Annotated in this window: 4 protein-coding genes and 1 rRNA gene; all 5 read left to right on the plus strand. The window is 68.3% G+C overall.

Annotation, left to right across the window (positions count from 1 at the left end):
* A 5S ribosomal RNA gene (gene rrf, locus ACFV61_RS34365) occupies positions 1-87 on the plus strand; the annotation flags it as partial.
* 98 nt (positions 88-185) lie between these two features.
* A complete protein-coding gene (locus ACFV61_RS34370; RefSeq protein WP_380496015.1) occupies positions 186-806 on the plus strand; it encodes a CDP-alcohol phosphatidyltransferase family protein in 621 nt (206 codons plus the stop codon).
* 124 nt (positions 807-930) lie between these two features.
* On the plus strand, positions 931-3,426 hold the full coding sequence (locus tag ACFV61_RS34375; protein WP_063350200.1) for a mannose-1-phosphate guanyltransferase: 2,496 nt from the start codon (positions 931-933) through the stop codon (positions 3,424-3,426).
* Positions 3,427-3,514: 88 nt separating this feature from the next.
* Entirely contained in the window at positions 3,515-3,874 is a 360-nt protein-coding gene (locus tag ACFV61_RS34380) for a hypothetical protein (protein WP_380496017.1), read from the plus strand.
* A 126-nt stretch (positions 3,875-4,000) separates the two neighbouring features.
* The gene (locus ACFV61_RS34385; protein ID WP_380496018.1) at positions 4,001-4,864 is read left to right on the plus strand and encodes a hypothetical protein; all 864 of its coding nucleotides are present in this window, start codon (positions 4,001-4,003) and stop codon (positions 4,862-4,864) included.
* The last annotated feature ends 124 nt before the right edge of the window (positions 4,865-4,988 follow it).

Here is a 4,988-nt window from a genome sequence, read left to right on the forward strand (position 1 = left end):
GGTTACATTCCGAACCCGGAAGCTAAGCCTTACAGCGCCGATGGTACTGCAGGGGGGACCCTGTGGGAGAGTAGGACGCCGCCGAACAATCATTCGAGAGAAGCCCCCGCCGGGTGAACCTGGCGGGGGCTTTTCTGTTGTAGGGTCAACGTGCATTGTCATCACACGGGACAGGAGGCCCCCGGGTGGAGGTCCAGGAGACGCGGGTCCAGACCGATCGCGTCCTCACCATCCCCAACCTGCTCAGCATGGGCCGGCTGGTCGGTGTTCCGCTTTTTCTCTGGCTGATTCTCTGGCCGGTTTTCGATGGCCCCAACAACGATGGTTGGGCGCTGCTGATCCTGATGCTGAGCGGTGCCAGCGACTACCTCGACGGGAAACTCGCGCGGCGGTGGGGGCAGGTCAGCCGGGTGGGGCAACTGCTCGATCCGCTGGCCGACCGGCTCTATGTGCTGTCCACGCTGGTCGGTTTGACCTGGCGTGAGATTCTTCCGTGGTGGGTGACGGCGATTCTGCTGGCCCGGGAAGTATTTATCGGCGCGCTGCTGCCCATTTTGAACCGGCACGGTTACGGGCCGCTCCAGGTGAGTTTTCTGGGGAAGGCCGCGACCTTCAATCTGATGTACGCGTTTCCGCTTCTCCTGCTCGGCAGCGTGGACAGCTGGATCGCGCGGCCGGCCGAGGTGGTGAGCTGGGCCTTCATCTGGTGGGGGACCACGTTGTACTGGTGGGCCGGTATTCTTTACGCGGTTCAGGCCAGGCGGATCACCCGAGCGGGCTCGACGGGCTCCGCGTCCGCAGTCTGAGACGTGATCTGAGAGAAGTCCCACGCCGCATCGGTGCGTCGGACGATACCTTCCGGGTAGGGATCCCTCTGGAACGGTTTGATGGACCTGTAGGTCCACCACCGCAAAGGAGGACGCACCCGTAATGAAAGCCGTTGTCATGGCAGGGGGCGAAGGAACCCGACTCCGCCCGATGACCTCAAGCATGCCGAAGCCGCTGCTTCCGGTGGCCAATAGGCCGATCATGGAGCACGTGCTTCGGCTGCTGAAGCGGCACGGCCTCTCCGACACCGTCGTCACCGTCCAGTTCCTGGCCTCACTGGTCAAGAACTACTTCGGTGACGGCGAGGACCTGGGCATGCATCTGACCTATGCCCACGAGGAGACGCCGCTAGGCACCGCGGGGAGTGTCAAGAACGCCGAGGACGCGTTGAAGGACGACTCCTTTCTGGTGATCTCCGGTGACGCACTGACCGACTTCGACCTCTCGGAATTGATCGACTTTCACCGCAGCAAGAACGCACTGGTCACCGTCTGTCTCACCAGGGTGCCGAATCCCCTCGAGTTCGGTATCACGATCACGGACGACGACGGACGGGTCGAGCGCTTCCTGGAGAAGCCGACCTGGGGGCAGGTCTTCTCGGACACTGTGAACACCGGTATCTACGTGATGGAACCAGAGGTCTTCGACTACGTCGCAGCAGGTGAGTCCGTCGACTGGTCGAGTGACGTCTTCCCGCAATTGTTGAAGGAGGGCAAGCGGGTCTACGGCTACGTCGCCGAGGGCTACTGGGAGGACGTGGGCACCCACGAGAGCTACGGCAAGGCCCAGGCGGACGTCCTGGAGGGCAAGGTCGACGTCGAGCTCGACGGGTTCGAGATCTCGCCGGGCGTCTGGGTGGCCGAGGGTGCGGAGGTGGACCCGGAGGCGGTGCTGCGCGGGCCGCTGTACATCGGGGACTACGCCAAGGTCGAGGCCGGTGTCGAGATCCGCGAGCACACCGTGCTCGGCAGCAACGTGGTGGTCAAGCGCGGGGCCTTCCTCCACAAGGCGGTCGTGCACGACAACGTCTACATCGGGCCGCAGAGCAATCTGCGCGGCTGCGTGGTCGGCAAGAACACCGACGTGATGCGGGCCGCCCGGATCGAGGACGGCGCGGTGATCGGGGACGAGTGCCTGATCGGCGAGGAGTCGATCATCGGTGCGAACGTCCGGGTCTATCCGTTCAAGACCATCGAGGCCGGCGCCGTCGTCAACACGTCGGTGATCTGGGAGTCCCGCGGCCAGGAGCACCTGTTCGGTGTCCGTGGCGTGTCGGGGATCCTGAACGTCGAGATCACCCCGGAACTGGCCGTGCGGTTGGCCGGCGCGTACGCCACGACCTTGAAGAAGGGGGCGACCGTCACCATTGCGCGTGACCACTCGCGTGGTGCGCGTGCGCTCAAACGGGCGATGATTTCGGCGCTCCAGACGTCGGCCATAGACGTTCGCGACCTGGAGAACGTGCCGATGCCGGTGGCCCGGCAGCACACCGCGCGGGGGAGTGCGGGCGGGATCTTCCTGCGGACCACGCCGGGGGTGCCCGACTCGCTGGACATCCTCTTCTTCGACGAGCGCGGGGCCGACCTCTCGCAGGCCGGCCAGCGCAAGCTGGATCGCGTGTACGCGCGCCAGGAGTACCGGCGGGCCTTCCCCGGTGAGATCGGGGACCTGACCTTCCCGTCCAGCGTCTTCGACTCCTACGCGGGCAACCTGCTGCGGGCCGTCGACACCACCGGGGTCCGGGAGGCCGGACTGAAGGTGGTCGTGGACACCGCGCACGGCAGCGCCGGCCTGGTTCTGCCGAGCATCCTCGGGCGGCTCGGAGTGGAGGCGCTCACCGTCTCCAGCGGGCTGGACGAGGCGCGGCCGACGGAGGACGCGGAGGAGCGGCGGGCGGGGCTGGCCAGGCTCGGCGAGCTGGTGGCCTCTTCCCGGGCGGCCTTCGGCGTCCGCTTCGACCCGGTCGGCGAGCGGGTCGCGTTCGTCGACGAACTGGGCCGGGTGATCGACGACGACCGGGCACTGCTGGTGCTGCTGGACCTGGTCGCGGCCGAGCGGCGCAGCGGGCAGGTGGCGCTGCCGGTGACCACGACCCGGATCGCCGAGCAGGTCGCCGCGTACCACGGCACCCAGGTCATCTGGACCACGACGACGCCGGACGACCTGGCGAAGGCGGCCGCCACCGAGGGCACGGTGTTCGGCGGGGACGGGCGCGGCGGGTTCGTGGTGCCGGAGTTCAGCGGAGTGCTGGACGGGGCCGCGGCCTTCGTGCGGTTGGTCGGCCTGGTGGCGCGGACCCAGCTCACGCTGAGCCAGATCGACGCGCGGATCCCGCAGGCCCACATCCGTCGCCGGGACCTGGCGACGCCGTGGGCGGCCAAGGGCATGGTGATGCGCTCGGTGGTCGAGGCGGCCGGCAGTCGGCGGCTGGACACCACCGACGGCGTCCGGGTCGTCGAGGCGGACGGGCGCTGGACGCTGGTGCTGCCGGACCCGGCCGAGGCGACCACCCACCTGTGGGCGGAGGGCCCGGACGACGAGGCGACCGAGGCGCTGCTGGACGAGTGGGCGGCGGTGGTCGACGGGGCCGGGCGGTGACGACACCGGCCTGATCGTCCGACGGTCCTGACGGTCGGGGGGGGCGGCCCCGGGGGCGCCCCCCCCCACCCTCCCGCGAAAGGCCACGATGAGCGCCGACCTGTTCGTTATCAACCCGAAATGGACCGCGCAGGCCCCGCACCTCCGGTGCACCCTGAAAAGGGCCCTGGCCGCGCAGCCCGAACAGAGAGTTTGGTCCGGCACCGAGCACATCAACAACGCCGGAGCGATGGCCTACGGCGGAGAACTCCCCGATTCCGGCCCTTGGCACCTTGACCGCTCCCAGCTTCGCACGCTCAAAATCGCCATCGAATGGCGCAGGGCCAAGCGCGAGGCGAACCCCCAGAAAACCGCCCCGGACATCCTCGAACACTGGACAGAAATTGAGGACGAGGTCATAGCGGCATACCGGGCCGCGTGCCACACGGACGGGCTGCGCTGGATGTGAGGACTTGCCGAACATCTGAGAACATGGTTTAATTAATGATGTCGGAAGGGGGTGACACCCCGACCGGCACCCACCCACCGGCCAGCCGGCCGAGGGTCGCAATTTCTCACCAAGGGAGACCAGGAAATGCCCAGCAAGCCGAAGATGAGCGACGACGAGCGCCGCGCCTACAGCGCCCGGATGCGCGGCGAACTCGAAGCCGTGATGGACCGCGCGTACAGCGCGATGGTCGCCGACGAACAGTTCTGGACCGCCGTCATGCGCACGGCCGCGACCCTGGCCGACCGCAGCCCCGTCAACTGCATCGCCATCGCCGCCCAGTGTCCCCACGCAACCCGCGTACTCAGCTCCGGAGACTGGCGCAAGGTCGGCCGGTTCCCGGCCAAGGGCTCCACCTCCCTGCGCATCTGGACCCCGATCCGGCGGCGAACCGACGACGCCCAAGCCGCCCCCGAGGCCGGAGCCCGGGGGGCCGTCGCCGACGCCGCCGAGGCGGAGGGGCGCAAGGTCTCCGGCTACAAGGCCGGGCCCGTGTTCGACATCAGTCAGACCGACGGCGACGCCTATGAACAGCCCGCCCCCGTCCCGCTCGCCGCCGACGCTGTCCGGGACATCCTGCACGCCCAGTATCGCGACCGGTACCACGAGGACCCCGAGCAGGCCGGAGGGTTCGACTTCACCCGCGAGGCCCCCGATGCTGCTGCCCGCATCCTGCTGTACGGCCACGCCTGGCGGCTCATCGCCGAGACGGCCGCCCCGCTCCCGGGCCAGCGCGTCGCCGAGGTTGCCTCAGCCGCCCACGTCGCCGAACTGATCCTTGGAATCGCCCCCGGACCGGCCGTCATGCCGCCGCTCGCGGGCATCATCACCCAGGACAAGAAGCCCCCCGTGCACGAGTCCGCCGTCCGGGCCATCGAGACCGGCCGCGCCATCGCCCAAGCCGTCACCGCCACCGCCGAACGCCGCCGCGAACTGGTCGCCGCCGGTTGACCAAAGCCTGAAAACATGGTTTAATTAGTGGTGTTGGAAGGGGAGGGCAACACCCCGACCGACACCGCCGCGGGGGGCGCCCGGCGCCCCCCGCCACACCCACCCCACAACACCAAAACACAGA

Origin of the sequence: Kitasatospora sp. NPDC059817 (assembly GCF_042731835.1) — a bacterium.
In the GTDB taxonomy this organism is placed as follows: domain Bacteria; phylum Actinomycetota; class Actinomycetes; order Streptomycetales; family Streptomycetaceae; genus Kitasatospora.